We start from the raw sequence: 25845 nt of genomic DNA, 5'->3' as shown, positions 1-25845 counted from the left end.
CGCTCGCCAACTACCCCTAGGGAGAACCATGTTCGAGGCGCTGGGGCGATTCCTACACCGCAGGCGCAAAGCGCTCCTGGTCCTGACATTGCTGTTCGCCGTCCTGTCCGGTCTCTACGGCGTCGGCGTCTTCGGCGACATGAAGCCCGGCGGGTTCGAGAACCCGGGGTCCGACAGTCGCAAGGCGGCGCAGCTGGCCGAGCGAGCCTTCCCGCAGCGGGCACCCGATGCCGTGATCGTCTACCGCGACCGCCGGCGCACGGTCGACGACCCGGCCTTCCAGAAGTCGGTCACCGACACCGTGCAGGCCCTGCCGAAGTCGTCGGTCACCGGGTTCTCGACCTTCTGGATGACCAAGATGCCGGCACAGGTCAGCCATGACCGGCACGCCACCTATGTGGCCATCAACCTCCGCGGCGGCGACGACAACGCCAAGGAGAAGTCGTACAAGGCCATAGCGGACAAGCTCGCGGCGCCGGGGCTGGAGACCCAGCGCGGCGGTCCGGTGCCCACCGGACACCAGGCCGGTGACGAGATCGGCAAGGACCTCGGCGCCGCCGAGGGCCTGTCCTTCCCGGTGCTGTTCATCCTGCTGGTCGTCGTCTTCGGCGGACTGGCCGCGGCCAGCCTCCCGCTGCTCGTCGGCGGTCTGTCCATCCTCGGTTCGATGGCGGTGCTGCGGGTCATCGCGCAGTTCACCGATGTATCGGTGTTCGCGATGAGCCTCGTGTCGATCCTCGGCCTCGCCGTGGCCATCGACTACGGCCTGCTGATCGTGAGCCGCTACCGCGAGGAGCTGGAGCGCGGGCACCAGGGCGAGGAGGCAGTGGCGCGCACGGTCGCCACCGCCGGCCGCACGGTCGTGATCTCCGGCATCACCGTCGCGGTCGCGCTGGCCGGGATGACCTTCTTCCCCTTCGGTTTCCTGAAGTCCATGGCGTACGGCGGCGTGGCCGCGGTCGTGCTGTCGGTCTTCTTCTCGATCATCGCCCTGCCGGCGGCGCTGGCTCTGCTTGGCTCGAAGGTCAACGCCCTGTCGCTGCGCCGCCGGACGAAGGCGCCGCGCCAGGACGGTCAGGGCGCGTGGTACCGCCTCGCGCAGGGCCTCATGCGCCGCCCGGTGCTGGTGGCGCTGGGCACGCTCGCCGTCCTGCTCGCGCTCGCCACGCCGTTCCGCAACGTCGAGTTCGGGATCAGCGACGCCCGCCAGCTGCCCAACAGCTCCGAGGGCCGGCAGGTCCAGAACGCCCTGGACCGCGACTTCGACAGCGACGCGATCAAGTCCATCGACTCCCTGCTGGTGCTGAAGTCGGACGCCACGTCACGGGAGCAGGGCGCCGCGCTGCAGGCGTACGCCGAGCGGCTGGGTGACACGAAGGGCGCGACCGGCGCGAAGATCACCGGTGCCACGGGCACGACCGCGCGTGTCGCCGTCACCTTCGACGGCCCCGAGGTCTCCGGCCCTGCACGTGACCTGGTCAACCGGCTCAAGGACGTGTCGCCCCCGCCGGGCGCCAAGGCCTACTTCGGTGGCCAGACGGCCGTGTTCGACGACAGCCTGGACGCGCTCGGCGAGACGCTGCCGTGGATGCTGCTCTACATGGCGGTCGCCACGTACATCCTGCTGTTCCTCTCCTTCGGTTCGGTGCTGCTGCCGCTCAAGGCGATTCTGATGAATCTGCTGTCGCTGTCCGCCACCTTCGGCGTCCTGGTGTGGATCTTCCAGGAGGGTCACCTCGAGGGGCTCATCGGCTTCGACTCGACGGGCAACATCGAGCCCAACATGCCGATCATGTTGTTCGCCCTGATCTTCGGACTCTCCATGGACTACGAGGTGTTCCTCGTCTCCCGGATCCGCGAGCAGTACGACGCCCTCGGCGACAGCACGGCCGCGGTGGCCTCCGGGCTGCAGAAGATCGGCCATCTGATCGTGAGTGCCGCGCTGCTGATGTGCGTGCCGCTCGCGGCCATGGCGACCAGCGGCGTGCTCATGATGAAGCTGTTCGGCGTCGGCATGGTGTTCGCGATCCTGGCGGACGTCGCCATCGTGCGCATCCTGCTGGTGCCCGCCGTACTGAAGCTCATGGGCACATCCGCCTGGTGGGCTCCGGGTCCCTTGGCCCGGTTCTACGGCAAGTTCGGCATCAAGGAGTCCGACGAGGTTCCTGAGCGGAAGCCCGTTCCCGTCGCCGGCTGACCACACGAGCGCCGAAGTGCCGTACCCGGCACGGCACTTCGGCGCTCATTGTTCGTCTGCTCTTCATCTGCGCCCGCCCCGTTGAGCTTGACCTGAATCAATGGTCGGGTACCGTCACCCATCGTTAGACAACGTCTAACACCCGTCCAACCGAAGCGCTTGGAGGCCCGCATGTCCGCGGGAAAGACCGCACTCGGCGCGATCCTCTCTCCGATCAGGGGAACGCTGCGCTGGGCGATCGCAGCCCAGGCGGTGGCCGCTGCCATCGGCGTGGTGCCGTTCGTCGCCGTCGCGGAACTCGGCCGGATCCTGCTCGGTGACGGCGACGACCGCACGTCACGCGCCTGGACGGTCACCGCGATCGGCGCGGGCGCGCTGCTGATCAGGCTGATCGTCGCGCTGGTGGCGGGCGGGATCTCCCATCTCGCCGACAACGCCCTGCAGTTCCACATCCGCCGCTCGCTCGTCGACCGCCTCGGCAGGGTGCCGCTGGGCTGGTTCTCGTCCCGCAACTCCGGTCAGGTCAAGCAGGCCGTACAGGACGACGTCGACGCGATGCACCATCTCATCGCCCACTCGATCCTCGACATCACGACCGCCACGGTCGTTCCCGCCACGTCCCTGGCGTATCTGTTCTGGGTGGACTGGCGGATGACCCTGGTGGTGATCTCGCCCCTGCTCATCGGGCTGACGCTGTACAGCGCCACGATGGCCGGACTGGCCAAGAACCTGCCCCGCTACGAACAGGCGATGGGCCGCATCAACGGCAGCGCCGTCGAGTTCGTGCAGGGCATCGCCGTCGTCAAGACCTTCGGCCAGGCGCGCCGGGCGCACCGTGAATTCGCCGAGGCGGCCGACGACTTCTCGGCGTTCTTCCTCGACTGGGTGCGCTCCACCCGCTTCTCCAAGGCGGCGGCCGAGATCGTGCTGTCGCCGATCGCGGTTCTGGTCACCACGCTGGCCGGCGGTGCGCTGTTCGTGACGCGCGGCTGGCTCGACGGGGTGGACCTGCTCCCGTTCGCCCTGCTCGGGATCGGCCTGACGGCCCCGATCCTGTCGCTGTTCTACGCGGGTTACGAGCTGCGGATCGCCCGTGGCGCCGCCGAGCGCGTGGCCGGGATCCTGGACACGGAGGAACTGCCCGTGCCCGCCGAGCCGCAGACCCCGGCGGACCACCGGGTCGTCTATCGAGGGGTGCGCTTCTCCTACGACGGCGAGCAGGAGGCCGTGGCCGGCGTCGACCTGGAGCTCGCGCCCGGCACTGTCACCGCGCTGGTCGGCCCGTCCGGTTCCGGCAAGAGCACGCTGGCCGCGCTGCTGCCCAGGTTCTGGGACGTCACCGGCGGTTCGATCAGCGTCGGCGGTGTCGACACCCGCGACATGGCGCTCGAGGACCTCTACGGCCGGGTGGCCTTCGTCTTCCAGGACGTGCGGCTGGCCCAGGACACGATCGCCAACAACATCCGCATGGCACGTCCGGACGCCGGCCTGGACGAGATCCGCGCCGCGGCCCGCGCGGCCTGCGTCGACGACGTGATCGAGGCGCTGCCGCGCGGATACGACTCCGTGGTCGGGGAGGACGCGCTGCTCTCCGGCGGCCAGGCGCAACGCGTGTCCGTCGCACGGGCCTTGCTCGCCGACACCCCGGTGATCGTCCTCGACGAGGCCGCCGCCTACGCCGACCCGCACTCCGAGGCCGCCGTGCAGGACGCGCTTTCGGAGCTGACCCGGGGCCGCATCGTGCTGATGATCGCCCACCGGCTCTCCACCGTCGTCGGCGCCGACCAGATCGTCGTGCTGGAGGAGGGGCGGATCGTCGAGCGGGGCCGGCACACCGAGCTGGTCGCGGCGGGCGGCCGGTACGCCCGCATGTGGCAGGCCCACGAACGCACACCCCAGTGGCAGCCGGACAGCCCCGCATCCGTGTCGGCCACCACGGCCGGAGGAGTCAGCTGATGATCCGTCAACTCATCGATGTGGTGGGCCCTGAGCAGGCCCGGCCGGTGCGCCGGATGCTCGTCGCCCTGGTGGTGGGCGCGGTGCTGCAGGGCGTCGCCTTCGCCCTGCTGGTCCCGGTGCTCGAAGCGCTGCTCGGGGACCACCCGGACGACGTCTGGCCGTGGCTGTGGGCCCTGCTCGCGGTGTCCGCGCTGTACTGCGCGGCGTATTTCTGGAGTCTGCTCATCGGATTCGAGGCCGGGGCCACCCTGGCCAGGAGCCTGCGTCACCGCATCGGCGACCGGGTGGCCGAGCTGCCGCTGGGCTGGTTCGCGCCGGAGCGGGTGGGCCAGCTCGGCCATCTGGCCACGAAGAGCGTGATGGACATCATGGGGGTGCCGGCGCATCTGCTGCGGCCGCTGGTGACGAGCTTCGTGACTCCCGTGACCGTGGTCGTGCTGATGTATCTCTTCGACTGGCGGCTGGCCCTCGCGGCCACGCTGACCGTTCCGGTGATCGTCCTCGTCTACCGGTGGAGCACCACGCTGACCCGCCAGGCCGACGAGGCCCGCACGGCCGCCCGCACCGTGACCGGCGGCCGGGTCGTGGAGTTCGCCCAACTGCAGCCGGTGCTGCGGGTGTTCGGCCGCGGCGAGGCCCGCTCCGGCGCCCGGCTCGACGACGCGCTGCGCACCCAGACCGAGGCGTCCCGGCGGGTGCTGGTCACCGGCGTCCCCGGCCTGGTCGGCTTCGCGCTGGTGATCCAGGCGGCGTTCACCGCCGTCCTGCTGACCGGCACCTATCTGGCGCTGGACGGCGGCCTGGACGCGGCCAAGCTGCTGGCCCTCCTGGTCCTGGCGGTACGGTTCACCGAGCCGATCTCGGAGACCGCGGTGCTCGGCTCGACCCTCAACACGGCGCGCTCCGCCCTGGCCCAGGTGGCCGACCTGCTGGCGCAGCCCACGCTGCCGCAGCCGGGCGCCCCGCGGGTTCCCGAGGGCAACGGCGTCGAGTTCGAGAGCGTGGACTTCGGCTACGACGGCAAGCAGGTGCTCTCGGATGTGTCCCTGACCCTGGCAGAGGGCACGATGACGGCGCTGGTCGGCCCGTCCGGTTCCGGCAAGACCACGGTGAGCAAGCTCATCCCACGCTTCTGGGACGTGGACGGCGGCGTGGTGCGGGTGGGCGGGGTGGACGTGCGGGACATCGATCCAGAGGTCCTCATGTCCCGTGTCTCCGTGGTGTTCCAGGACGTCTACCTCTTCGAGGGCACGGTCCTGGACAACATCCGGGTCGGGCGTCCCACCGCCACCGACTCCGAGGTCCGTGAGGCCGCCCGCCTGGCCCGGGTCGACGAGATCGTGCACCGGCTGACGGACGGCTGGGACGCCCGGGTCGGCGAGGGCGGCGCGCGCCTGTCCGGCGGCGAACGCCAGCGGGTCTCGATCGCCCGGGCGATCCTCAAGGACGCCCCGATCGTGCTGCTCGACGAGGCGACCGCGTCCCTCGACCCGGAGAACGAGAGGGCGGTGCAGGAAGCGCTCAACAACCTGACCGCCGGCCGCACACTCCTGGTCATCGCCCACCGGCTGCAGACCGTCGCCGCCGCCGACCAGATCCTTTTCCTTGACGAGGGCCGGATCGCCGAGCGCGGCACGCATGACGGTCTCCTCGCCGCACAGGGCCGTTATGCATCGTTCTGGGCCCAGCGCAGCCGCGCTCTCGAGTGGAACCTGTCTGGACAACATTCCTGACCAAGTTTCAAACGGCAAGGAAAAGCGGCCTCCCCGGGCAATCCGAGGGGGCCGCCTGACCGCGTTCGAAACATGAACTGGGTCACGCCGGTAACCTGCGGCGAATCACGCCAGACGGGCTTGATACCCCGCCGCGGCGGTGATGCCAGAATTGCCCGGTTCCGGCTTCTGATTACCCGTGGGTTTCCTTGGAAAACCCACTATGACCAGGGAATTCAACTGTTCAACTCGGCGTTGCGAGATTCCCACTACTCCAGCGATCCACCGGTCTATACTCGCCATCGCCCGATGAAAACCGGACTCGAACACCTGGAGTGGGCGAGATATCAATCGACTTCGACGGGACCCGGAAAGTTGAAGTTGGCTCATCTTCCACTCTCGGCCAATTCACTCTTCCGAAGGTCCAACATTGAAGCAAGTCGGCGGCTCCAGAGAAACATCGCATGATGGACGAATTAATTCCACCGCGGGGGCGGGAAACAGATGTCAACGAGCGATACCTTCGACTGGCCGATATCAGGGCGGGACAACGAGCTCCACGCCCTCGGGAATGCCGTCGAACAGCGCGGTGGCGCGCTGCTGGTAGGCGCCCAGGGCGTGGGCAAGAGCGTTCTTCTCTCCGCCGCTCTGCGACAGGCGGGAGATGAGGGCCGGACCGTGTTGTGCGTCGGCGGCGCCAGCTGGAGCAGCGGCCCCCGCACACGGGGATTCGGCTCTCTGGCCGAGTGCCTGGAGGCCGTACAGCCCCCCTCCTCGGAGGGCAGGGCCGGCGAACGGCCCCTGATCGGCATAGACGACGTCCACCTGCTCGACACCGCCTCCAGCGTCCGGCTGCACCAGCTCGTCGCCGCGGGGCATCTGACCCTCCTTGCCACAGCCCGTCAGGACGCGCCGACACCGGCCGGCGTGGACAAACTCTGGGTGGAGCGGCTGGTCGAGCATGTCGAGGTGATCCCGTTCGACCGGACCGCCATGGACAGCGTGCTGCGCGCCCGGCTGGGCGGTCACACCGACACCACCACGCTGGAGCGGCTGTGGGCCGCCACGCACGGCAACGCCCTGATGCTGCGTGAACTCGTCGAGCACGCCCTGGATGACGGTTCGCTGCAGTGCGTCGACGGCACCTGGCGCTGGCCCGGACTGACCGAACCTCCCGGCAAGCGGCTCTCGGACGTCATCCGGCTCGGGCTGCGCGACCTCAGCCACGACGAACACGAACTCGTCCATATGCTCGCCGTCGCCGAACCGCTGGAGTCCGAGATCGTCGCCGCGGCCGGGCTGTCCAAGGCGGCCGAGTCACTCCACCTGCGCCGCATCGTGAGCGTCGAGCGCAGCCGCTCACGCGTCCGGCTGCGGCTCGCCCTGCCGCTCAACCGGGTGGTGGTGGCGTCCCGCATGTCCGACCTCACCGCCGCGCGGCTGCGCCGTGAAGTGGCCGACGCCCTCGAACGCATGGGTGCGCGCCGGGAGGAGGACGTTCTGCGGATCGTGTCGCTGCGCATGGACGCGGGGCTCGCCCCCGAGCGGGAGCAGCTGCTCGGTGCCGCTCCGATCGCGCTGCGGCGCCGGGAGTTCCCGCTCGCCGAGCGGATGTGTCTGCTCGCCCTGGAGGAGGCACCCTGCGAACTGGAAACGCCGCCGATGCCCGGTCCCGTCCCGGACTCCGCCGACTACGGCAAGGAGCTGCGCCGGCTGGTCACACGCGTGCCGCGCAGCCCGGAGCACGCCCAGCAGCGGGTCCGCGCGGCCCTGTTGCTCGGCCGGGTGCTCGTCGGCAGGAGCCGGCCCGCCGAGGCGGAGACCGTCCTGGCGGCCGCGCTGGATTCGGGTGTGGCGGTCCCGCTCACCGAGCACATCAGCGCCGTGCACACCCGCGTGACCAACATGGCCTGGAGCCTGCGGCGCATCGAGGAGGCGAGCGATCTGCTCGACCGCACGATCGCGGCGGTCGGCGCGGAGCGCGCCGGAGTGCTCCACGGCACTCGCGTGATGATCGCCGTCACGCTGGACCGGCTCCACGAGGCCGTCGCCCTCGGCGACCGGGCGCTCGACATGGACTCCCCCGACATCGGTCTGGCCCAGGCGGTGGTGCCCACGGTGGCTTTCGCCCGTGCCGAACTCGGCGATCCCGCAGGCGGGCTGGAGCTCCTCGACCGCTACCAGGAGGCGTCCGACGACTGGGACACCGAAGCCCTGCTGCTGGCAAACTCCGTCTCCGCGCGCTGCACCTCCCTGCTCGGCCACCTCAGGCCCGCCGCCGCGGCCCTGGACTCGGTGCACCGCTACGACCCCGGTCACGGTCGACCCGTACTGCTCCAGGCACTCCTGGACCGCTGCCGGTTGCTGCGGATGCTGGGCCAGCCCCAGCAGGCCGTCGCCCTGCTGCGCGGGGCGATCGCCTCCGAGACGGCCCACGCGTACCCGGTGGCCAGCGCCTGGCCGCTGGCACAACTGGCCGGTGCGCTGGCCGAGTCGGGCAACCACGCGGAAGCGTTGCGCACCCTGGTCGAGGTCCGCTCGATGCGCGGCGAGGTCGTGGCGTCCCCGATCACCGAGGACGAGATCGACTACGAGAACGCCCTTCTCATCGCCCACACCGGCGACCACTCCGCCGCCGCGGCGCAGGCCGTGACGCTGGCCGAGCGGGCCGCGGCGGCCGGACGCACCGTCCGGGCGGCCACCGCGCTGCTGCTTGCCGCTCGCCTCACCGAAGGCGCCGCGGTGCGCTACCAGCACCAGGCCCTGCTGCGCGCGGCGCGCGCCACCGGCGGCCTGATCGCAGTGTTCGCCGACTACACGGAAGCCCTCACCGACGGAGACGGTGCCACGCTGACGGAGGCGTCCCGGCGACTGGCCGACATGGGCGCGCTGCCGCTGGCGAGCGAGGCCGCGGCCCAGGCCGCGCGGGCCTACCGGGCCTCGGGCCAGTTCGGCAAGAGCCGCAAGTCCCTGGCGGCCTGCCAGGAACTGCTGCGCGGCTGCAGCACCATGCTGCCGCCGTGGCTGGAGGAGGACGGGCGGCACGAACGCGACTCCGCCTCGCTCACGCCACGGGAGCAGGAGGTCGCCGCACTCGCGGCGGCGGGGATGTCCAACCGCGACATAGCGGGCCGGCTGGTGGTCTCCGTACGCACCGTCGAGAACCATCTGCACCGGATCTACCACAAGCTCGGCATCACGGCCCGCGACGAGCTCAAGCGCGGACTTGAGAAGCTGATCGGGCGGCCGCGTGACGGTGAGCGTATGCCCTCACTGCGGCTCCTCGGTGCGACATCGGAGCACGTGGCCTAGTACGGCGGTGCCCCGCGAGGAGCTTTCCTCGCGGGGCACCCGCATCTCACCGCCCGCCCATGGGCGGGCTCGGACTCCGCGCCCTACGCCCGCGGGTCCGGCAGGACCCCGTGCCGCACGAAGTACTCGACATAGGTGCCGAACACCGTCTCGTCGATGACGGGGCAGGAGACCCCGCTGCCCTTGAGCAGATCGCGCGTGAGGTCGTCGGAGAACTCTGCGACCTCGACCTTCTCCGACTCCACGAGGATGCTCAGCAAGGGGGCCATGGAGTTGGTGACATCGGCCGCGACGGCCTTCATCCACTTCAGGATGCTGACCTCCTGCACCTCGTAGCCGGCACCGCGCAGCAGCTTGAGGATCCGCTCGGAGTCCAGCGTGCCGGGAGAGACCTGGTGGTAGATCCCGCCGAGGCCGTCCGGATGCCGGGAGGCGGTGACGATGACGGCGCTGACGTAGTCCACCGGCGCCATGTTCATCTCGAGCCGGAACCTGCGCGGATACAGGCCGACTTGGAGGGATCCCTTGATGAACCGCCAAACGAAGTCGTTGGGCTGGCAGGCTCCCGTCCGTGAGTCGCCCCAGACCTGACCGGGGCGGTGGATCGTCACGGGCACCCCGCGCCGGGAGGCCTCGAGCACCAACTGCTCGGCGACCCACTTGCTCTTGGTGTAGCCCAGCGACAGGTCCTCGGCCGGCCCGGTCGGGTCGAGCTCGCCGCGCGGCGTGCGGTCGGTGCCGGCGTGGAACACACCGGTGGTCGAGACATGGTGGAGCGGGGCGCCGGCGGCGCAGGCGAACCGCAGGATCTCGTGCGTCGCCTCCACCGTCGCCTTGCGCAGCCATTTGTAGATGGTCAGGAAGTTCACCTTGGCCGCGGAGTGGTAGACGGCACCGACCCGCCCCGCCAGTTCGGTGTACGCCTCCTGCGTCAGGCCGAGCCGCGGCCTGGTCACGTCCCCGGTGTGGACGCGGACGCGGTCGAGGTCGAGGCCGTCGAACAGTTCGTAGGTGCGCAGGTTGTCCTCGAGGCGGGCGCGGGCGGCGGCTTCGTCCGCGCCCCGGACCAGGCAGTGCACCACGAGTCCCTGCCCCAGCAGGTCCCTGAGCAGGAACGCCCCGAGAAAGCCCGTCGCCCCGGTGAGGAACACCTCGGACACCGTCTGCGGGTCCGGTGCCGGGAAGCCGGTGATGTCGTCGGCCAGGACGACATCGGCGGCGAACTCCTCGGCGATGTCCGTGAGTTTCGTCGAAGTCATGGGTTGTCTACGTTCCTTCCGGTGGCGTTCCGTTTCCGGAGTCGGCTCCGGCGGTGGCATCGGTGAGCATCGTCATCGCCTCTTTGACGTCGGCATCGGTGGCGACGATCGGCGGGAGCAGGCGAATCGTGGTGGGGCGGCTCAGGCACGGCGAGACGACCATGCCGCGCTGCGCCAGTCCGGTCAGTACGTCGCCGGCCATCTCGGGCGAGCGGTAGTCGACGCCCCACAGCAGCCCGCGTCCGCGGGTCTCCACCACGGCGTCGGGGAACTGCTCGCGCAGCTCCGCCAGGCCCTGTGCCATCGCGTCGGCGATCCGCTCGCCGTCGTGGGCATGCTGCTCGATGAGGTCCAGGGCCACGGGGATCACCGCGGTGGACAGGGGGTGGCCGCTGAAGGTGGCGGTGTGCACCATCGGATCGGCCAGCAGCGGCGCGAACAGCCGGTCATTGCACACCGCGGCCGAGACCGGCATGGCACCGCCGCCCAGCGGCTTGCCCAGCAGCACACCGTCCACGTCCAGCCCGGCGGCCAGCGCCACGGAGCGGGGGCCGCAGCGCCGCAACCCGACCTGGATCTCGTCGGAGACGACGAACGCGCCGTGGTCGTGGGCGTCGCGGCACCACCGGGCGAGGATCTCCTCGTCGAGGATCCGCACCCCGTTCTCGGCCTGGACGGGCTCGAACACCACGGCCGCGATGTCGTGTTCGCGCACGACCTTCGCGACCGCCTCGGGGTCGTCCGGGCTGACCCGTACGACTCCCTGGAGCAGCGGCTCCAACCCGTTCCTGAAGCGCGGGTTGTCGGTCAGGGCGAGGGCACCGAGACTCTTGCCGTGGAAGGCGCCGTCGACCGCGACGACGGTCGTGCGACCGGTGGCCATACGGGCGAGCTTGACGGACACCTCGACGGCGTCGGCGCCGCCGCACCCGAAGTAGACCCGGTCGAGGCCACCGCCGATGTACTCGGCCAGGCGCTCCGCGGCCAGCGGGGCGACCGACGTCTGCACCGAGCGGGTCGAGGCAGGCATACGGTCCAGCTGGTGACGGACCGCGTCGGTGATCCTCGGGTTGCCGTGCCCCAGCAGGGCGACCGCGTAGGAGCCGAAGTCCAGAAGGCTGCGGCCGTCCGAGAGGATCACCCGGGACCCCTCGGCCGCGACCTCCACCGCTCCCTGGCCGGTGAACTTGCCGGCCGTCGCGAGCGCGGGCGAGAAGTGGCGCTTCACCCGCCGGAAGGTCTTCTTGGCGTCGACGACATCGGTGGCATCGACTGTGGGCAGCACTGTCATGATCGTTGTCTCCTACGTGTCCTATCGGCTTCGGTCGACTATTTGGCGCTGATAGCTCTCCAGGGCCTTGGCCACGGCCGGGTGGATCATGTCGGCGAGCATGGGCAGCCCGACGTCGAACTCCACCTTGAGTTCGAGGCCGACGCCCCCGGCCTCCTCGACGACCTGCCAGTAGCCCTCGTAGTGGGCGAGGTCGCCGTCTGTCTGACGGAACGTCCAGCGCCGCTCGGCGTGATCGAGAAGGTCCTCCTGCTCCCACTCCATCTCCGAGCCCTTGAGCTCGACGACCCAGTCCGCGGTGCGGCGGTCCCCGTCCTCACCCGTGATCGTCACCTCGTGGACGCCGTCCAGGAAGCCGGAGAACGACTCGCAGTCCACGAGCACCTTCCACACCGTGTCCGGCGTGCCGGAGCCCATGGCCGTGTTGTGCATCACATGCATGATCAAGTCCTCTTGGAGGGGGCGGTAACAGGGAGTTGACGGTCGAATGCCCCGTGGCCGGCCGGCCACGGGGAAGCCTGTGCGACAGGGAGCGCGGTCACGCCGAGTCCTTGCGGCGGGCCGGGAACCTCTCCGCGACCAGCGCCGTGAGCCGCTCCATCTCCGAGTGGAGGGCATGCTGCGCCTGTGTCAGCTCCTCCACACGGAGACGCAGTCGCGCGATCTCGTGGCCCTGCGTACCGGGACCGTCGACGAGATGCGCGGAATCGGGCCACTCGGCGGTGTGTCCCGCGCCCGCCGCCGCGACGGCCTCCGGCCGGACGCCGCCCGTCTCGCGCAGCACCCGGACGTTGCCGGGCCGGCCCGGCAGATCCGCAATGAGCCGCCGCGCCGTCTCGCGCACCACGCGCGCCTCGCCGTGCCGTCCGCAGCGTTCCAACGCGACGGCCAGCTGGTCCTTGAAGCGCACATGGAGCGGATGGGCGACGGCCAGCTCCTCGAGCTGCTGGACGAGTTGCTGGTGCTGCCCGATCCGCAGCGAGGCCTCGCACAGGTCCTCGAGGGCCAGCAGCCGCTCCTCCTCGAGCCGGGCAGCGGCAGCCGAGCAGAGCGGTCCGCGCGATCCGCCGTCCAGGGCCCGGCCGCGCCACAGACCGAGGGCCTTGCGCAGCAGCAGCACCGCGGCATGCGGGTCGGAGTCCACCAGACGCTTGGCACGCGCAAGCTGGAGCCGGAACTGCACGCTGTCCAGCGTGTCGGGCCGGGCCTGCAGCACATAGCCCGAACCACGAGCCACCAGCCGCGGGCTGTTCGCCCGGGAGGGCTCCAGCTCGATCAGCTGCTGCCGCAGGCGGGACACATGGGCCTGCAACGCGTTGCCGGCCTTGTCCGGTGCGCTGCTCCCCCACAGTTCGTAGATCAGCTCGTCGGTCGGTACCGCAGACCCCGAACGAACCAGCAGCGCCCCGAACAGTGCCCGCTGTTTCGGACTGGTCAGCTGAACGCTCCGCTGTTTGACATCGTCGTAGATCGCAGGGGGTCCCAGTACCCGGAACTGCATCGAAACCTCCACCAGTCGTCGCGGCACGCACCACGCCGCAGACCGAGGTGATCACGCGGGGAGGACCGGACGCATGAGTACTCAGGTACTCCAAACCGGCGCCGTACCGCGCGTCCGACGGCCCCGGCCGCCGCTTCCCGTCTGCCGGTCGCGGCCGCGAGGTGAGTGACGGTTACTCATGTGTGCGCCGCGCGGGAGTGGTCGGCTGGCGGCATACACGGTGGCGAGTGGCAGAGAGCAGGCTGGCATGACGCGTTGGGATGCCGAGAGCGCGGTGGTGGGACTGGGAGCGTGGGGAGCCGCCGCCCTGTGGCGACTGGCCTCCCGCGGCGTCGACGTCATCGGGTTCGAACGCTTCACCCCCGCCCATGCGCTCGGCTCCTCCCACGGCGGCTCCCGCATGATCCGCCTCGCCCGCCCCGAACACCCCGGACTGGTGCCGCTGGCGCGCAGGTCGAGGGAGCTGTGGGAGGAACTCGCGGACACCGGGCGGGAGCACGGCCCCGGACGGGAGAGCCTGTTCACGGCCTGCGGTGGTCTCGTGATCGGGCCCGAGAACGGACGGGTGGCCGGCGGGACTCTCGGCGCGGCGCACGAACATGGCATCCCGGTCCGCACGTTCACGGCGTCCGCGCTGCGCTTCCGCTATCCGCGTCACACCGGAATACCCAGCCATCACATAGGAGTGTGGGAGCCGTCCGCGGGCCTCGTCCGGCCCGAACACGCCTTGCGGGCCATGCTCACCCTGGCGGAGCAGGCGGGCGCCCGGGTGCGATCGGACTCGCGGATCACCCGGCTCGAGCCGATCCCCGGCGGGATTCGGCTGCACACGGCCCAGGGTTCGACGACGGCCCGTCAAGTGGTGCTGACCGCAGGCGCATGGCTGCCCGCACTGCTTCCCGGTCTTGCGCTGCAGACCTTCCGCATGCCCCTCACCTGGTACCGCCCACTGGAGGCGGACGGCGACTTCGACCTGGAGTACTTCCCGCTGTTCCAGCGGGAACTGGACGACGGCCTCGTCCTGTGGGGCAGTGGCGTCACCGCCGGAAACGACGTCTGCGTCAGCCTGTACGACGGCGCAGGTGCCGGCAAGCAGTTCGACCCCGAGGACACCGACCGCTCGGTGGGCGCCGAGGACTGGTCGCACCTGGAACGACTGCTGCCGGCCAAGGTACCGGGCCTCGAGACGCAGCCGGCCCGGGTGGCGGTGAGCACGCGGACCCGCACTCCGGACGGGTTGTACACGCTCGGTCGCCCCGGCGGCGACCCCCACGTGATCATTGCGGGTGGCGCGGGCGCCCATGGTCTCGCTCAGGCGCCCGGCATCGGCGAGGCACTCGCCGATCTGGTCCAGGGCGAGCCGATGTCGATGCCGCTGGACTTCCTGTCGCCGGACCGCTTCAACTGACCGCTCTTGGACCTGCCGCGGGACATCCGCGTCCAGCAGGCCGCCGATGCCGAGTTCGTCGGGGATGACGCGATGGAGCCGGGTCCACAATCGGTCCCGGCTCCACTGAGCGAAGCGCAGATAGAGGGGGAAACGTGGCCTAGCTCGCGGCGCCGTTGGCGGTGCGGGCGTCGGCGTCCTGCTCGGGCCGCAGGGCCTTGCGGCAGATCAGCTCGCCGACCCGGGCCACGAGGGTGCGCGGTCGCCGCGGATTCAGGTGCGCCGCGATCGCATTGGCGAAGCCGGGCGTCACATAGGCACGGTCCCGGTCCAGGGCCTTCAGCGCTGTCCGCACCACCGGTTCGGCCGTGGTGAAGCTGCCGGCGACGGCCGCGTTGCGCGTGCCGATCACCTTGAAGAAGTTCGTCTCGACCGGCCCCGGGCACAGGGCGGTGACCCGAACACCCCGGCGCCGGTACTCCTGACGCAGCGCGAGCGAGAAGTTGAGCACGAAGGTCTTGGAGGCGCTGTAGACCGTGAGGTAGGGGCTGGGCTGGTAGCCGGCCGTGGAACCCACATTGAGTACCGCGCCTCGACCGCGCTCAAGCATGCCGGGCAGCAACTCGTGGGTGAGATCGACGAGCGCGACGACGTTCACCATCAGCATGTCGTGATCGCGCTCGGGGGCGATCTCCTCGAACCGACCGACCGTGCCGAATCCCGCGTTGTTCACCAGCAGGTCGACATGGAGCGACCGGTCGGCGAGCTCCCGCGTGACTCGCCGGCCCGCGTCGGGCCGCGCGAGATCCTGCACCACGACATGGGTCTTGACGCCGTGGACCTTCGTCAGCTCGGCGGCGATCTCCTCGAGCCGGTCCCGGGAGCGAGCCACGAGAACCAAGTCATACCCCCGCCCGGCGAGTTGGGAGGCGAACTCGGTACCCAGCCCGGAGGACGCACCGGTGACGAGGGCGGTGGTCGGGTCGGTCGGGGCAGTGCTCATGGCTGTTCCCTTTCGGCAGGACGGCTGAGACCTCGCGCGCATCGGCGAGGCGTGGCCGACGCGTCCCACCTCGTGCCGGTCGGTCCGCCGCCTGCTGCCGCCCCCTCCAGCCGAGAGGTCCGGAGTCACGCCACATTCCACGGCGAACAGAACCCAGACGCATCGGCCACGCCCGCGCGGCCACGCTAGTGAAGCGACTCACGCCCCGGCCCGCGCCCTGACAAGGCCTGACACGTCGGCCTGGCGAGGAGGTCCCGGCGTATGGGGAGAGGCGGACATCACGCGACCGGCGTCAGGTGTACGGGAGCGCCGTCAGTCCGCCCGAACAAGGAACCGCTGATCTGCCGCGCCGGAGCAGCGTTCCTCGATCGCCTCGGCGCCCACGGTGGTGTCGTTGTCGACGATGCCGATGCACCCGCTGCCGCCGGCCGGACGCAGCCGGAAGGCCCCGGCACTTGGCTCCAGGCGGAAGAGCGTGCCCTGTGCGCAATTCTGGCGGGGTTCGAGCATGCCCTTGATCTGGTCGTCCCCCATGACCGTCAGACACCCCTTTCCCATCTGGGGATGGTGCCACTGGATGCGATAGAGCCCCTCACCGGTCGGTTCGAGGTAAGTGCGCGGCACGGGCGCCTGGGCACAGGGGAGTTGGACGGCTACGGCACTGTCGTAGACGCCGTCACGGTCGCGTCCGTCGGTCAGACAGAGATCAGCCGTGCGGGCTGGACGAATGGTCACCCAGCCGTCGGCAGGAGACCCCGGTGTCCCTTGTTCGGCGGAGTCGCCGGAGAGCAGCCCCCAGGTGACCAGGGCCAGCATCGGGACCACCAGCGTGGTCGCGCCGAGAAGTGCGGAGCTCTTGGGTCGGCGAGACCGCGCGACCACAGACGCCTCGTTCTGCGGCCGATCGTCGGTCTCAAAGTCGCGCTCCGCAACGGGTGCCGCAATTGCGCCTGTGGCGGCGAGCCGGTCTCTGGCGGCCAGCCAGGCGTCGATCCGCTCACCGTCCCCGCAGGCGCGGACGAATGCGCCCAAGACCTCGGGGCGCGGCAGGCTAGTCCGGCGCAGTACGTCGGCGAGCGTGCTGCGCGCCAGGACGTCACCACTACGGGCGGCTCGCTCCTCCAGTTCGCGATACGTCAGCCCCGAGCGCTCCTTGAGCCGCTTCATCGACGCGATGAAGCCGGCGGCGTCCCGGACTTCGTTCGGCAACACGTCTTCGTGCAGTGGTAACTCCCCCGGGTTCCCCATGAGCGTCATCTTTCTGCGTCCCCGCCAACGGGACAACGGCGTATTCCGTCATGTCCGGCTGTCCGGGACAAGGTTCGGGCAAGGCTGTGACCAGCCCGGACATCCCGCGCCTGTCCGGGACACGCGATCACACTGTCCTGCCGCTCCGGGCATCCGCAAGCCTGTCCCCCGTCCAAGCGTTCACATCACAGCGCACAGCTGACACAAGGGAGCATCAGTGGAGAAGTCGGGTTTGGCGTCGCGGATCGGCAAGGCTGGTATCGGCATGACCCTGGCCGCCGTGGCCACCGTCGCCTTCTCGGGCACGGCGCAGGCGGCCAGTGTCTACGGCGAGAGCACCAATGGCTGCGCGGACGCCGGGGGCAACTACAGCTACTCCTGGACCGGCACCGCTCAGGGGCGTGACACCTACAACGCCTACTTCAGCATCACAGTGCGGGACAAGTGCCCGGGCGACGGCTGGGCAGGCGGCCTCTACCTGAGCTACTGGAAGTACCAGAACGGCCAGTGGAGCTGGACCTCCCAGAAGCGGGTCAAGGTCAACGGAACGTACAGCACGCCGCTGTCCAACGTGGACGGCGTACAGATCAACGTGTGCAACTACTACCCGGAGAGGGCCCCCTCGGGCTGCAGCCGCGTCAGGTGACCCGTCCGCCATCGGGGTGTGCGAGTTGTGCACCCCGATGGCGGCAGACCCTCGCGGCACTCGAGGAAGCCAGGACCAATCAACAACCACACGCTGGACGCCCAGTCGTGTGTCTCAAAGACGGAGTGAAACATGCGTACTCGCCACGCGCTGGTCGGCACCCTCGCCGGAACCGCTCTCGCACTCGGTTCCATGGCCGTCCCAGCCCAAGCGGCCCCCGCGGCGGGCGGAACCGCACCCAAGTGCATCAAACGCGATGTGTGGTACACGGACCAAGGTTTCTGGGTGGCCCTGGAGAACACCTGCACCCGAGCCATGTCCATTCAGGTCATCGTGAAGGACGGGCCCAGCGGCCCCTGTTTCACCCTGGGGAAGGGCTACACCGCAGCACCGTTCTTCTACGAGGGCACTTACGCGCGCACGGCCGTCTGCTGACAGGCCCCCGGCGCGGCATCACCCGAATCCTTGGCGGAGAGGGAAGCACCGTAGCCGGGGCTCATGAGGAGTCCCACCGCGACGAGCAGTGCTGCCGCCAGCTTCCAAAGTGGTCTCCACATCCCGTCGCCCATCCGATCTCTTTGGGTCACGGCACCGAATGATGCCCGTTGAGTACGGGTACTTCCCTCAGACGTCCTCACAGGCATCGGATCTTAAGAAGGGCGATGCGCGCTCGGGAACAGTCATGCACCGATCAACTCCGGAGATGCCGTTCCCTGGCGCGCACGCTGCCGCATCGTTCGGAGGCGGCGAGGCCGCATCACGCGACGGCGGTCCCCTCGAGCTCGACCATCTGGCCGGGGATCGCCAACCGTGTCACCCCGAGCATCGTGGTGGTCGGCGCAACTCCGGAGGCACCCAACCGCGATGCCAGCACGCCGTAGTGCTGGAGGAGCAGATCGACGTCGGTGGTGTAGACGTTGAGCCGGACGAGGTTCATGACGGACATGCCGGCCTCACCGAGCACGGCCTCCAGGTTGTCGAGGCTCAGCGCCAACTGCGCCGCCATGTCACCGTCATGCTGGGGCTTTCCGTCGCTGCTCATCGCGGTCTGTCCGGAGCAGTACAGGGTGCGGGTGTGCCCAGAGACGAGCTCACCCTGGTTGAATCCCATCCCCACCGACCACGTCACCGGGTTGACTGCCGTTCGTTCCAATGCCACATCGGCTCCATTCGATTTCTTGGGCGTAGGCATGTCCATCGGTTCGGTGGCCGCCCGCCTTTGACTTCGTGTGGAAAGCCTCCCAACGAACCACGACACCCTGTGTCATGTATTCAAGTAGGGTTTTCCGTATGCGCGCCGATCGCTTGGTCTCGCTGGTGTTGTTGCTTCGCCAGCGCGGTCGAATGTCCGCGGCCACGCTGGCCGGCGAGCTGGAGGTGTCCACCCGCACCGTGCTGCGTGACATCGAGGCGCTGTCCGCAGCCGGCGTCCCGGTCTACGCCGAACGCGGCCGGCACGGCGGTTTCGCGTTGCTGCCCGGTTTCCAAACAGAGCTCACCGGACTGAACCACGACGAGGCGCTCGCCCTGCTGGTCGCCGGGTCACGTCGCGGCGCGCAGGTATTCGGCCTCGGCTCAGCGCTGGCTTCGGCGATGCTCAAGGTGGTGGACGCGCTGCCCGAGGGTCATCGGGACACGGCGGCCGACGCCGCGCAGAGACTGCTCATCGACCCGGAGACGGATCTCCTCTCGCGTCGCGTGGTCGCTGAGGACGTGCCCGACACCGTGGTGGCCGAGGTACGGCGCGCGGTGTTCGCGGGACACAAGCTGCGCATCCGCTACGCGGCTGTGGGCCAGACCCCGAAGTGGCGCACCGTGGACCCGATCGGCCTGGTCACGGTGCGCGGCCAGGGCTACCTGCTGGCCACGAGGTCTGGCGCCGACCGTACCTACCGGCTGGCCCGGGTGTCGGCCGCCGAGGAACTCGACGAGCCCGCACAGCGACCGGACCGGGTCGATCTGGACCGCGCCTGGCAGGAACGCAGCACGCGGTTTCGGACCGGCGGCGACCAAGTCGCTGTACTGGTACGGGTGAACCCGGCACGGCGCAAGGACCTGGTGGGCACAGCGCTGGCCGTCCGCGCCGAGGAAACCGACGCAGACGGCTGGCTGCGGCTCGAGGTGACCTTCCAAGATTCGAGGCACGCCGAATGGGCGCTATGGCAACTCACCACGGACGCGGAAGCCCTCGCCCCACAGTGGTTGCGCACCTCCCTGCGCAACCGCGCCACGGCGATGGCCAACTGCTACGGAGCGTCGTCCTGAGGCGTGTTGCCTGCTGCGAGCCACCACCGGGGCGATGGGGGCTCCACCTCGCAAGCGGTCAGGCTGCGAACCCGATGTTCGTGACGTACTCGTACTGGCCCCACTCGGACCCGAGGTCCACCGTCGCGTCGCTGACCCATGCGTCGTCGAGGGCCTCGTCGTCATCCTTGGCCCACGCCTCGACGATCCGGTCCCAGTGGCGCACGTTGAGCGTGCGGAACGACAGGGCACGCTGGTGCGGGCGGTCGACCTGGGACTGGTTGAGCGGGTGGAACTCGACGCGGGTACCGCGTCCTTGGCGGTTGAGGCGGGCGAGCAGGTAGCGAACTACGTTATGGCGACGCACCGTGTAGTACGCGGTCTCGATCGCCTGAAGGTTCTTCCTCGACGGGTTGCGATTGCCTTCAAGCCAGGCCCTGAGGGTGCGGTCGGTGACGGTGAGGCCGGCCTCGCGGGCCGCTGAGCGGGAATGGTCGGTGCGGGTGAGGTAATGCAACCGTGCCAGGAGTCCGCGTCGCTGCGTGATCGGGGTGGAGATGAAGTTGGCGAGCGTGTCGAGTTGGCGAGCCACGGCTTGATGTCCCTTGATACCGCGTGCCCCGAATTTGCCGAAATCGATATTCCGCTCCGGCACTTTCGACTCCTCACCATTCGAGTAATTGACGGATGCTCGCGAGCATCATTCCAACACAAGGCAATACTACAGGAATTCGGCTGCTGGGGATGCCACTTCCGCGGGTTCTGCACGAGTTCAGCAGCGTGTCACTGATGACGCCATAAACGCTTTCATCAGCCTCCGTCGAAGATGATTCGCCATCCTCGGCTCAGTCCGCTCCTTCATCGTGCAGGTCGGGAGTACCGACGGTGTAGACGTCCTTGATCTTGACCTCGGTGACCGCGCGGCCCTCGTCGAAAACGGCGCGCCAGTCGCCGATGACGTGCAGTTCGTCGGTGCCCATCGCGCGGACGACCATCAGGCCCTCGTCGTAGGCCCGGTGGGCCTTCCACCACAGGTTCGCGAAGGCCTGGGAGCGGATGAGATGCATCCAGTCGGTGCGGTACAGCTCCCGGTTGTAGTTCGACTCCCCCAGCGTGGAGACGAACTTCGAGTACATCGCCTTGACGTACTCCAGCGTCACCTCGTCGTCCTCGGTGATCGCACGGTCCCGGGCGTCCTTCAGAGTGACGCGGAACTTCTCCAGCAGGCCCTCGGTGGCCCCGGAGGTCCAAGACTCGTGGATCTCCGGTGGGTCGCACAACCCGTACTTCGGTCCCGAGACCCGCAGCAGCAGGCGCAGGGTGGGTTCGGTCACCCACAGTGGGCCCGGCTCGTCACGACTGCCGATCGGGTTGGGCAGGTATGCGTCGTGGTCCCAGTCGGGCGGGGTGATCAGATGGACGCCTGCGCGACGGCGGTCGTGGTGGTCGCCGGTGGCGTGCTCCAACTGCCCGAGCGGCAGATGGGTCTTCAGTGCGCTCAGATAGGCGCCGTTGACGTCGAGCGCGGTGACCTCATGCTCTCCGTGCGGCAGTTCGGGGCGCGCCCACTTGGGGCGGGCCTCCCAGATCTGGTCCGCGCCGCGGGCGGACTGCTTGCGCAGGACGTCGGGCAGCCACGGGTGGGCGACCACGTCGTAGCGGCCGCCCTTGCGGCTGTGATCCAGCAACGCCATCGCGTCCGGGATCGCCCGCCTCACCAGCGCCTTGGTCGCCGCCTCGACGTCACCGGCGTGCTCGACGAGCGTGGCGGCGACCGCGGAGCCGATCAGGTCCGGGGCGTCGGCGGTCTTCAGACGACGGCCGACGGGCACGACCTTGACGCCGCGTCCCGGCGGTCCCTGTCGGCCGGAAGGTCCGTCCCGTCGGGGGGCGGTGCGAGCAGCGGGCTCCTGCGCCGCCGCAGGCTCGCGCGTCTGTGCGGGCTCGGCGGTACCGCACTCGGCGGGGTCCAGGTGCTGGGCAAATCCCGCGACCTGGTAGCGGGCGGGTTGCCCGCACAGCACGCACGATTGAGGTGTGGCGAGCACGTCGACGTCGAGGTCCTGGTCGACCGCCTCAACGGCGCCGGCGCGGACCTCGTCCCCCGGCTCTTCAGCCAAGGCCTCCTCGGCCTCCTCCGTTACTTCTGCCTCGACCGCCAGTTTGGTCTTCGCTCCCTCGAGGAAGTACGCGTACTTCTCCCTTACCTCGCCGCCAGGGTCCCGTCCGGATTCCCAGCCCCCGATCGTGGACGGGCTGACGCCCAGAGCCTGCGCGAGCTGGGCGCGCGAGACGTTCAGCTCTTCGCGGAGCGTGCGCCGCTCTTCGGCGGGCGGCAGCGGGACTTCTTTCTTGGCTCCGGCGATCAGCGCGTCGATCGCGCCGAAGTCCGTCATCGCACGCCTCCCTCGACGGCTGCAGGACGGTGGGTGCCGACCTGACGGCCGAGGGGGCGGCGGCGCGAGGCGGGCAGCGCCTCCGTGGCCCGGGTGGGTCCTGCCAGGAGCTCGAGGACGTCGATGCCGTAGTGCGCGGCGACCACCTCGCAGTCGGTCAGACTCCAGGCCGCGGCGCCGGACTGACGGCGGCTCACCTGGGCCTGGCTCACTCCCAGGACGGCGGCGAGATCCGTCTGCGATTCAGCGGACGCGTGCAGGAGCGCGGCCACTGCGGATCGCACACGCTCTTCGAGACTCATGGCCATGCTGCAGACTCTAGCACTCAATTCCCATATTCTATACGCATATCGCATCCCCGTTGCTCTTGAGGCGCACTCAATCGGAGGAATCGGGGGGTGCGCAGAACCTCGCTGCGGCCCGGGCGGGTGTAAACAGACGCGGAACCGACCCAAGAGGTACTTGTTGTGCATGCCCGGCAGTGGTGTGATTTGGCACGGTGCCTGTCCTACTGCATGGCGCCCCCAGGTGGTGGGGCAGAATCGTCCGTGTCCGCCCAGGCCTGGGGCAAGTTCAAAAACGCAGTCGAGGAGACGTGGCCGACATCGAGAACGCGGACAGTCCCGATCAGCTGGCCATCGAGCACCGTGTCGTCGACGGCGTGCGCGTCGTGACGGTGCGCGGCGAGATCGACCAGACCGTGCAGGAAGCCTTCGGCAAGGCGCTACTGGAGGACGACGGTGGGGTGCCGCCGCGGATCGTGCTGGACCTGGGCGGTGTGACCTTCATGGACTCCAGCGGCATCAACGTTCTTCTCTCCGCTCACCGGCGGGCGAGCGCCGCGGACGGCTGGCTGCGCCTCGCCGGCGCCCGAGATGCTGTGCTGCGCGTCCTGCAGCTGGTCGGCGTCGACACGGTCATCGGCTGCTACCCCACCGTGGAACAGGCCCAGCGGCCTCATGCATGAGGCCGGTGCCCATGGCGGCAGCCCGCTCTAGCGGGCGTGCGACGGTCCCCGGCCGACTTTAGCGGCTGATGTAGAAGCGGATAGCCGTACCGTCGCCACGGGTGTGGACACGTACGAGGTCGGCGACGGTGTGCACGAGGAGCAGGCCGCGGCCGCCATGCTGGTCGCGGGCCGCTGGGCGGCGGCCGGCGAGCGGATCCGTGAGCTGGCCGCGGTCGCGGACCTCGCACACCAGCAGTGTGTCCTCGGCCCACACACGCAGGCTGCCCGAGCCGCCGCCGTGCACCACGCTGTTGGTGGTCAACTCGGCCACCGCCAAGGTGAAGTCGTCCAAGCGGACGCCGGACAGGCCGAGCCGGGTGGCGTGCTCGACCGCGGCATGCCGCACGGCGGAAAGACCGTCGATGCCGAAGACCCGCGACTCGGCCGATGCGGGCGCCGGTGCCAGTCGCTGGTTGTAGCGGTCCACGATCTGGCCGGGCGCGTAGGAGGGGCTGGGCTGGCGGCGCCCGCCGGAGACGACCACTGGGTGGGTGGCATAGGCGTCGGTCAATACGCGCTCGTCCAGGCGGTCGGCGTCGTACGGGCACAGGATGGTCACCTCCCGGCCCTGGAAGGCCGGGTTGATCAACGCTTCGTGCTGGGCGCAGGCCGGGTACTCCAGGCTGCTGCGGCCGGGCCAGATCGGCTCGCCGATGATCCGCACCCGGGTCGTGGGGTGGGCGTCGGCGAAGGCCCGCAGCACGGTCGGGATGATCCGGCCGGGGTTGCGGCCCACCTCGGTCATGTCGAGGAAGCGCACCGACGCCGCGTCCAGGCCCAGGCTCTCCTTGAGGACGGTCAGGTTCGGGCCCGGCACGGCGACGGCCACCGGCTCCCCGACCTTGAGGCCCTCACGGATGAAGGGGACCGTGCCGTCCACGTACTCCTGCTCATCCCGGTAGAACAGGGCGGGATGCACGAACGGCTCCGTGGCAGTTGGACCATTCATCGCGCCACCACCTCGATCGCCCGCAGATCCGGCCAGAACATCTCCAACAGCCGCTCCATACTGGCAGGCGGTCGTTCGACGACGACGCGCCGCCCTGCAGGAAGCCCTTGGATGGCCACCGCCAGGACCGAGACACCGGCGACGTCGGCGAACGTCACGGCGGACAGCTCCAAGTGGCACACGCCTGTGCCGCTGCCGGCCAGCCCGTCCATCGTCTGCTGCCATGCCGGACGCGTCGCCAGAGTGATCTCGCCGATCGCCCGCCAGCCCATGAGGTCCGCCAGCGGGTACACCCGCAGCACGCCTGCGGGCGGGAGAGGTGAGGATGCCGACGCGTCAGCCCCATGCGCATCGTCCACTCCATCACCCCCGGTGGGTTGCGGTGCCTGCTCCCGTGTCCCGCACGCTACCCCGCGAGCGGAGGCCGGACACGGCAAACAGCCACGCCTGCCACGACACGGCTGAGCTGCTCCTGACCCTCACGGCCAGAAGCTCCACCTGGCGGCGCACACCGCCCCCACTCGGCAGACTGGTGCGATGGACCATCACTTCGTCGGCATCCCAGAGTTGACCGGCGTTCCCCGTGTTGCGGTCGTCATCGACGTCATGCGCGCCTTCACCGTGGCTGCCTGGGCCTTCTCGCGTGGAGTCGAGAGGATCGTCCTGGCCTCGACGGAGAGCGAGGCAATCGCCTTGAAGGAGAGCCACTCGGGTTGGCTGGCTCTGAAGGACGGAGCTCCAGCTGCGGGCTTCGACGCGGTGAACTCACCTGGTCTGCTGAGGTCATGCGATTTCGCCGGACGCACGCTGGTGCAGAAGACGACGGCAGGAACCGTGGGCGCGCTGGCCGTCGCGAACGCGCCGCTTGTCCTGTGCGCAAGCTTCGTGGTGGCCGGGCCGACCGCGCGGTTCCTGCAGACCAAGGATTCCGGTCCGGTGACGTTCGTTGTCACCGGTGAGGGAGGCCAGGCCGACGAAGACCGGGCCTGCGCCGAATACATTGGCCGATGCATGACCGGAGACGATGTCGAGGCGGCCCCGTATCTCCTCCGCGCCAGGACTTCTCAGGCCGCGGCAGACCTCGCCGGTGGACTGCGGAGCGGATACCACCCGGACGATGTCGATCTCTGCTTGGAAATCGACAGGTTCTCCTTTGCGATGATGGCTCGCCAGGAAGAGTCTCTAACGGTGCTCCGTCCCGTTACGGTGCCTGACATCCCGTCCATTACCCACTCCTGATGTGGTTCGGACGCCGCCGCACCTACGCGGGCGGATCGAAGGGCAACACCCTGCTGCCGGACGCGGGGCACGGGGCGTGCGCCGCAGCCGCAGTCTCCACGCGATCACCGGCGTATGGATCTCGCTCGGTCTCCTCGTCCTCAGCGCCACCGGTCTGACCTGGTCGGCCCACGCCGGTGAACGCTTCACGGAGCTGCGCACCTCGCTGAGCGCGTATGCGCCCGAGCTGGACACCTCCGCGTCCTCCGCGGAAGGCTCCTCCGGGCATGACCACTCCGGCGGGGTGCTGCCGCGAGCGGTCTGCCGAAGGGGCTCACCATCGACCAGATCCTTGAGAAGGCCCGTGCCTGACCCTCGCAGCGGGCCCTCAGCCGTCCGGTCCGTGCGGCGGGCCCCCCTCTCAACGGAGAAATGGGGGAGCACGGGCATGGAGCGGTGGGTTAGCAATGGGGGGAAGCCGCCCGCCGCTTGTCTAAGAAAGCAAACGCCCCTA

Annotated in this window: 23 protein-coding genes; 11 read left to right on the top strand and 12 right to left on the bottom strand. The window is 69.5% G+C overall.

All coding sequences use genetic code 11. The annotated features are described in order from the left end of the window. Positions 1 to 28 precede the first annotated feature (28 nt). From ACFQ6S_RS05200 to ACFQ6S_RS05185, 4 genes are all read left to right on the top strand, one after another. Positions 29 to 2197, top strand: coding sequence for an MMPL family transporter (locus ACFQ6S_RS05200; RefSeq protein ID WP_383403713.1), 2169 nt, complete (start codon positions 29 to 31; stop codon positions 2195 to 2197). Between the two features lie 171 nt (positions 2198 to 2368). Continuing rightward, positions 2369 to 4153 carry an ABC transporter ATP-binding protein gene (locus tag ACFQ6S_RS05195; RefSeq protein ID WP_383403709.1) on the top strand — a complete coding sequence of 595 codons (1785 nt, stop codon included), beginning with the start codon at positions 2369 to 2371 and terminating at the stop codon, positions 4151 to 4153. Next, positions 4153 to 5889, top strand: a complete 1737-nt coding sequence (locus tag ACFQ6S_RS05190) for an ABC transporter ATP-binding protein (RefSeq protein WP_383403706.1) — start codon at positions 4153 to 4155, stop codon at positions 5887 to 5889. Before ACFQ6S_RS05195 ends, ACFQ6S_RS05190 begins: the two co-directional genes overlap by 1 nt. A gap of 1641 nt (positions 5890 to 7530) precedes the next feature. Further along, a complete protein-coding gene (locus ACFQ6S_RS05185; RefSeq protein WP_383404334.1) occupies positions 7531 to 9180 on the top strand; it encodes a LuxR C-terminal-related transcriptional regulator in 1650 nt (549 codons plus the stop codon). Positions 9181 to 9263: 83 nt separating this feature from the next. Here ACFQ6S_RS05185 and ACFQ6S_RS05180 read toward each other — a convergent pair whose 3' ends face one another. From ACFQ6S_RS05180 to ACFQ6S_RS05165, 4 genes are all read right to left on the bottom strand, one after another. Continuing rightward, complete coding sequence (locus tag ACFQ6S_RS05180) at positions 9264 to 10439, bottom strand: thioester reductase domain-containing protein (protein ID WP_383403703.1); 1176 nt, start codon at positions 10437 to 10439, stop codon at positions 9264 to 9266. Between the two features lie 7 nt (positions 10440 to 10446). Next, positions 10447 to 11730 carry an aspartate aminotransferase family protein gene (locus ACFQ6S_RS05175; protein ID WP_383403700.1) on the bottom strand — a complete coding sequence of 428 codons (1284 nt, stop codon included), beginning with the start codon at positions 11728 to 11730 and terminating at the stop codon, positions 10447 to 10449. A gap of 21 nt (positions 11731 to 11751) precedes the next feature. After that, positions 11752 to 12171: a type II toxin-antitoxin system RatA family toxin gene (locus ACFQ6S_RS05170; RefSeq protein WP_383403697.1), complete on the bottom strand. Its 420-nt coding sequence runs from the start codon at positions 12169 to 12171 to the stop codon at positions 11752 to 11754. A 97-nt stretch (positions 12172 to 12268) separates the two neighbouring features. Beyond that, the gene (locus tag ACFQ6S_RS05165; RefSeq protein WP_383403694.1) at positions 12269 to 13231 is read right to left on the bottom strand and encodes a BTAD domain-containing putative transcriptional regulator; all 963 of its coding nucleotides are present in this window, start codon (positions 13229 to 13231) and stop codon (positions 12269 to 12271) included. A gap of 247 nt (positions 13232 to 13478) precedes the next feature. Between ACFQ6S_RS05165 and solA the strand changes: the two genes are divergently transcribed. After that, the gene (gene solA / locus ACFQ6S_RS05160) at positions 13479 to 14639 is read left to right on the top strand and encodes an N-methyl-L-tryptophan oxidase (protein ID WP_383403691.1); all 1161 of its coding nucleotides are present in this window, start codon (positions 13479 to 13481) and stop codon (positions 14637 to 14639) included. A gap of 139 nt (positions 14640 to 14778) precedes the next feature. Here the strand turns inward: solA and ACFQ6S_RS05155 are convergent, their stop codons facing one another. Both ACFQ6S_RS05155 and ACFQ6S_RS05150 read right to left on the bottom strand, forming a co-directional pair. Then, entirely contained in the window at positions 14779 to 15621 is an 843-nt protein-coding gene (locus ACFQ6S_RS05155) for an SDR family NAD(P)-dependent oxidoreductase (RefSeq protein ID WP_383403688.1), read from the bottom strand. 312 nt (positions 15622 to 15933) lie between these two features. Beyond that, a complete protein-coding gene (locus tag ACFQ6S_RS05150; protein ID WP_383403686.1) occupies positions 15934 to 16833 on the bottom strand; it encodes an XRE family transcriptional regulator in 900 nt (299 codons plus the stop codon). Between the two features lie 253 nt (positions 16834 to 17086). On the opposite strand from ACFQ6S_RS05150, the gene ACFQ6S_RS05145 reads away from it, so the two are divergent. Both ACFQ6S_RS05145 and ACFQ6S_RS05140 read left to right on the top strand, forming a co-directional pair. Beyond that, positions 17087 to 17515: a hypothetical protein gene (locus tag ACFQ6S_RS05145; protein WP_383403683.1), complete on the top strand. Its 429-nt coding sequence runs from the start codon at positions 17087 to 17089 to the stop codon at positions 17513 to 17515. Positions 17516 to 17647: 132 nt separating this feature from the next. Next, positions 17648 to 17950, top strand: coding sequence for a hypothetical protein (locus ACFQ6S_RS05140; RefSeq protein WP_383403680.1), 303 nt, complete (start codon positions 17648 to 17650; stop codon positions 17948 to 17950). 322 nt (positions 17951 to 18272) lie between these two features. Here the strand turns inward: ACFQ6S_RS05140 and ACFQ6S_RS05135 are convergent, their stop codons facing one another. Beyond that, complete coding sequence (locus ACFQ6S_RS05135; protein WP_383404332.1) at positions 18273 to 18668, bottom strand: RidA family protein; 396 nt, start codon at positions 18666 to 18668, stop codon at positions 18273 to 18275. 137 nt (positions 18669 to 18805) lie between these two features. On the opposite strand from ACFQ6S_RS05135, the gene ACFQ6S_RS05130 reads away from it, so the two are divergent. Next, the gene (locus tag ACFQ6S_RS05130) at positions 18806 to 19780 is read left to right on the top strand and encodes a helix-turn-helix transcriptional regulator (RefSeq protein WP_383403678.1); all 975 of its coding nucleotides are present in this window, start codon (positions 18806 to 18808) and stop codon (positions 19778 to 19780) included. A gap of 58 nt (positions 19781 to 19838) precedes the next feature. Here ACFQ6S_RS05130 and ACFQ6S_RS05125 read toward each other — a convergent pair whose 3' ends face one another. The 3 genes from ACFQ6S_RS05125 to ACFQ6S_RS05115 form a co-directional block, all read right to left on the bottom strand. Beyond that, entirely contained in the window at positions 19839 to 20414 is a 576-nt protein-coding gene (locus ACFQ6S_RS05125; protein ID WP_383403675.1) for a transcriptional regulator, read from the bottom strand. Between the two features lie 190 nt (positions 20415 to 20604). After that, positions 20605 to 22155, bottom strand: a complete 1551-nt coding sequence (locus ACFQ6S_RS05120; RefSeq protein WP_383403673.1) for a helix-turn-helix domain-containing protein — start codon at positions 22153 to 22155, stop codon at positions 20605 to 20607. After that, on the bottom strand, positions 22152 to 22463 hold the full coding sequence (locus tag ACFQ6S_RS05115; RefSeq protein WP_383403670.1) for a helix-turn-helix domain-containing protein: 312 nt from the start codon (positions 22461 to 22463) through the stop codon (positions 22152 to 22154). Before ACFQ6S_RS05115 ends, ACFQ6S_RS05120 begins: the two co-directional genes overlap by 4 nt. A gap of 287 nt (positions 22464 to 22750) precedes the next feature. On the opposite strand from ACFQ6S_RS05115, the gene ACFQ6S_RS05110 reads away from it, so the two are divergent. Continuing rightward, positions 22751 to 23122, top strand: coding sequence for an STAS domain-containing protein (locus ACFQ6S_RS05110; RefSeq protein ID WP_383403667.1), 372 nt, complete (start codon positions 22751 to 22753; stop codon positions 23120 to 23122). Positions 23123 to 23180: 58 nt separating this feature from the next. Here ACFQ6S_RS05110 and ACFQ6S_RS05105 read toward each other — a convergent pair whose 3' ends face one another. Then, positions 23181 to 24113, bottom strand: a complete 933-nt coding sequence (locus ACFQ6S_RS05105) for an anti-sigma factor RsbA family regulatory protein (protein WP_383403664.1) — start codon at positions 24111 to 24113, stop codon at positions 23181 to 23183. Next, on the bottom strand, positions 24110 to 24406 hold the full coding sequence (locus ACFQ6S_RS05100; RefSeq protein ID WP_383403661.1) for an STAS domain-containing protein: 297 nt from the start codon (positions 24404 to 24406) through the stop codon (positions 24110 to 24112). Before ACFQ6S_RS05100 ends, ACFQ6S_RS05105 begins: the two co-directional genes overlap by 4 nt. A gap of 244 nt (positions 24407 to 24650) precedes the next feature. Here ACFQ6S_RS05100 and ACFQ6S_RS05095 point away from each other — a divergent pair, with 244 nt between their 5' ends. Beyond that, positions 24651 to 25352, top strand: a complete 702-nt coding sequence (locus ACFQ6S_RS05095; protein ID WP_383403658.1) for a 2-phosphosulfolactate phosphatase — start codon at positions 24651 to 24653, stop codon at positions 25350 to 25352. Position 25353: 1 nt separating this feature from the next. Further along, positions 25354 to 25845: PepSY-associated TM helix domain-containing protein (locus ACFQ6S_RS05090; RefSeq protein WP_383404330.1), on the top strand; the 492-nt coding region annotated here is incomplete at its 3' end.

The organism is Streptomyces sp. NPDC056479 (assembly GCF_042795335.1).
In the GTDB taxonomy this organism is placed as follows: Bacteria; Actinomycetota; Actinomycetes; order Streptomycetales; family Streptomycetaceae; genus Streptomyces.
The sequence above is the reverse complement of the archived record's forward strand: the minus strand, read 5'-3'. Positions and strand labels throughout refer to the sequence as shown.

Bases quoted from the DNA above. Each gene is read 5' to 3' on its own strand.
- ACFQ6S_RS05175 (WP_383403700.1), bottom strand. From the start codon at position 11,730: ATGACAGTGCTGCCCACAGTCGATGCCACCGATGTCGTCGACGCCAAG.
- ACFQ6S_RS05185 (WP_383404334.1), top strand. From the start codon at position 7,531: ATGCCCGGTCCCGTCCCGGACTCCGCCGACTACGGCAAGGAGCTGCGC.
- ACFQ6S_RS05140 (WP_383403680.1), top strand. From the start codon at position 17,648: ATGCGTACTCGCCACGCGCTGGTCGGCACCCTCGCCGGAACCGCTCTC.
- ACFQ6S_RS05200 (WP_383403713.1), top strand. From the start codon at position 29: ATGTTCGAGGCGCTGGGGCGATTCCTACACCGCAGGCGCAAAGCGCTC.
- ACFQ6S_RS05170 (WP_383403697.1), bottom strand. From the start codon at position 12,171: ATGCATGTGATGCACAACACGGCCATGGGCTCCGGCACGCCGGACACG.
- ACFQ6S_RS05095 (WP_383403658.1), top strand. From the start codon at position 24,651: ATGGACCATCACTTCGTCGGCATCCCAGAGTTGACCGGCGTTCCCCGT.
- ACFQ6S_RS05190 (WP_383403706.1), top strand. From the start codon at position 4,153: ATGATCCGTCAACTCATCGATGTGGTGGGCCCTGAGCAGGCCCGGCCG.
- ACFQ6S_RS05180 (WP_383403703.1), bottom strand. From the start codon at position 10,439: ATGACTTCGACGAAACTCACGGACATCGCCGAGGAGTTCGCCGCCGAT.
- ACFQ6S_RS05155 (WP_383403688.1), bottom strand. From the start codon at position 15,621: ATGAGCACTGCCCCGACCGACCCGACCACCGCCCTCGTCACCGGTGCG.
- ACFQ6S_RS05195 (WP_383403709.1), top strand. From the start codon at position 2,369: ATGTCCGCGGGAAAGACCGCACTCGGCGCGATCCTCTCTCCGATCAGG.
- ACFQ6S_RS05120 (WP_383403673.1), bottom strand. From the start codon at position 22,155: ATGACGGACTTCGGCGCGATCGACGCGCTGATCGCCGGAGCCAAGAAA.
- ACFQ6S_RS05105 (WP_383403664.1), bottom strand. From the start codon at position 24,113: ATGAATGGTCCAACTGCCACGGAGCCGTTCGTGCATCCCGCCCTGTTC.
- ACFQ6S_RS05130 (WP_383403678.1), top strand. From the start codon at position 18,806: ATGCGCGCCGATCGCTTGGTCTCGCTGGTGTTGTTGCTTCGCCAGCGC.
- ACFQ6S_RS05115 (WP_383403670.1), bottom strand. From the start codon at position 22,463: ATGGCCATGAGTCTCGAAGAGCGTGTGCGATCCGCAGTGGCCGCGCTC.
- solA (WP_383403691.1), top strand. From the start codon at position 13,479: ATGACGCGTTGGGATGCCGAGAGCGCGGTGGTGGGACTGGGAGCGTGG.
- ACFQ6S_RS05165 (WP_383403694.1), bottom strand. From the start codon at position 13,231: ATGCAGTTCCGGGTACTGGGACCCCCTGCGATCTACGACGATGTCAAA.